The following is a 1,868-nucleotide window of genomic DNA, read 5'->3' as shown; positions in this document are numbered from 1 at the left end:
CCTCGTCCGGCTTTCGGCTGTGCTCCTGGATCGGGGCAATAATGAATTGATGGACGTTTGCCGCCTGCCGTTTCGGGTGTCCCCGTGTCGCCAGCAGGCAAACCTCCGCGTTGCCCCTCGTCCAAAAGCCCAGGCCATAAAACCAGCTTTCGGACTTTCGGTTTTTCTTCAGCCAGACGAAAGCCACAGACTTATATTGAAAGCCCCACGCATTGATCAGCCGCAGGGCCTCCGGGAGCTGTGGGAACGTGGCCCACAAAAAAAGCACGCTGTCCGGGGCCGCCAGATCAGCCACCGGGAGCGTGCATAACTCGTCAATCCCCATTGTGGGGTAATGCTTCTCCGCCGCACCCTGCAAGCCCTTTTGCGTGTAGCGCCAGGGGGGATCGGCATAGATCACAGAATACTGTCCGATAGTTACACTCCTTTCTCTCCGGCCTCCAACGCTGCCCGCGCCAGACGGATGCGCTCTGTGGCGGCGGCGTAATAGGCGGGGACGGTTTCAAAACAGATGAAGCGGCGGCCCGTATTGAGGGCGGCCACCGCTGTTGTGGCAGAGCCCGCGCAGATGTCCGCCACCACCTCGCCGGGCCGGGTGTAGGTTTTGATGAAATACTCGCACAGGGCCACCGGCTTCTGCGTGGGGTGGACGGTGCGCTGGACGGCTGGAAAGGTCAGCACATTTCCGGGAAAGCGCAGGCCGTCCTCCGATCCGCTGCCGGAACGGGTAAATTTCCCGTAGTTGGTGCTATTCCCGTTATTGCCCGCAGTTTTCTTGTAGGGCTTGCCCTGCTCAAACTGCGGATTGTAAAGCGGGAGCTTCTGATAGAACACCAGAATATTCTCCGTCTTTTTCAGCGGAGCGCGGCGGGCGTTGAGAAAGCCTGTGCAGCGGCTTTTGTACCATACCCACTCATAGCGGAGCATGGACAGGTTGGATGCCCCCAGCACCTTGTCATAGGGGCATTGTGCAAAGAACAGTACAGCGCCGTCCGGCTTGACTGCCCACTTGACCGCCTCCCACAGCTCCGGGAGCGGTAGGGGCACATCCCAAAAGTTCCGGGTGGTGCCGTAAGGCGGATCGGTCAAGAGCATATCCACAGAATGACGGGGCAGGGAGCGCAGGCCCTCAATGCCATCCATAAGGAACAGGCCCTCCGGGAGCTCCGGGGACTTCTGGACACTTTGTCCAGAGGTGCCCTTATCGGTCATCCCTGGCCTCCTTACCCTTTGCCGGGGCGGGCCGGGCAGCGTTTTCACGGGCGGCCTGCGCCCGCCCCTCGGCTAACTGCTGGGCAATTTTCTTCGCGTCATCCCTGCCGCCCAGCAATTCCTGCTTTTGCAAAACGGACTCTGTTTCCGCCATAAAGCGGTAAACATCAGCCTGGTTGAAGTCCTCCGGCGCTTTCCCGTTCCACAGGCGCGACCCGTCGGGCCCATATCTTCTCGGCATAGAACACCCCTTTCTCAATGTGCGCTAAAGATACTTCGCGCAATCGTCCCGGTTTTGAACAGCATGAAGCAGAGCAAAACCGTATAGCCCACGGTGCCCCATATCGCCCCAATGGGATCTCCGCCTGTGGCAATTCCCTGGATCAGCACCGCATAAATCGCAACACACACCAGAATGAGCAACCCCTGGAAGCCCACGGCAAACAGGGAGCGCAGATAGTTCTGCCCCATCTGCCCCACTTCCCGGTGGGAGATCGTTGCCATAGGGATGGGGGCCAAACTGGTGAGCAGTAGGGTAAGAACCCGGCGCCTTGCCATATTGCTATGGTAGGTTTCCGAGAACTCCCCTCCGAACCGGACTTACACCTCTCAGCGTATCCGGCTCTCCAGATGTCAGTCTAATTTCCCAGCGTGTA

The 1,868-nt window shown here is 59.1% G+C and carries 3 protein-coding genes and 1 pseudogene; all 4 read right to left on the bottom strand.

Annotated elements, in window-relative coordinates; genetic code table 11:
• Window positions 1-400, bottom strand: a 400-nt coding sequence (locus EJL02_RS13965; RefSeq protein ID WP_442858031.1) for an MT-A70 family methyltransferase, incomplete at its 3' end; no start/stop codon positions are given.
• A 17-nt stretch (window positions 401-417) separates the two neighbouring features.
• A complete protein-coding gene (locus EJL02_RS13960; RefSeq protein ID WP_125116958.1) occupies window positions 418-1,212 on the bottom strand; it encodes a DNA-methyltransferase in 795 nt (264 codons plus the stop codon).
• Window positions 1,202-1,453: a hypothetical protein gene (locus tag EJL02_RS13955; protein ID WP_006575050.1), complete on the bottom strand. Its 252-nt coding sequence runs from the start codon at window positions 1,451-1,453 to the stop codon at window positions 1,202-1,204. The genes EJL02_RS13960 and EJL02_RS13955 overlap by 11 nt, the downstream gene beginning before the upstream one ends.
• Before the next feature lie 14 nt (window positions 1,454-1,467).
• Window positions 1,468-1,743 (bottom strand): annotated as a pseudogene (locus EJL02_RS13950) (hypothetical protein); the annotation flags it as partial.
• Window positions 1,744-1,868: the final 125 nt, after the last annotated feature.

The organism is Agathobaculum sp. Marseille-P7918 (genome assembly GCF_900625105.1).
GTDB lineage: Bacteria > Bacillota > Clostridia > Oscillospirales > Butyricicoccaceae > Agathobaculum.
The sequence above is the reverse complement of the archived record's forward strand: the minus strand, read 5'-3'. Positions and strand labels throughout refer to the sequence as shown.

Coding starts and splice junctions, on each gene's coding strand:
- EJL02_RS13955 (WP_006575050.1), bottom strand. CDS start 1,453: ATGCCGAGAAGATATGGGCCCGACGGGTCGCGCCTGTGGAACGGGAAA.
- EJL02_RS13960 (WP_125116958.1), bottom strand. CDS start 1,212: ATGACCGATAAGGGCACCTCTGGACAAAGTGTCCAGAAGTCCCCGGAG.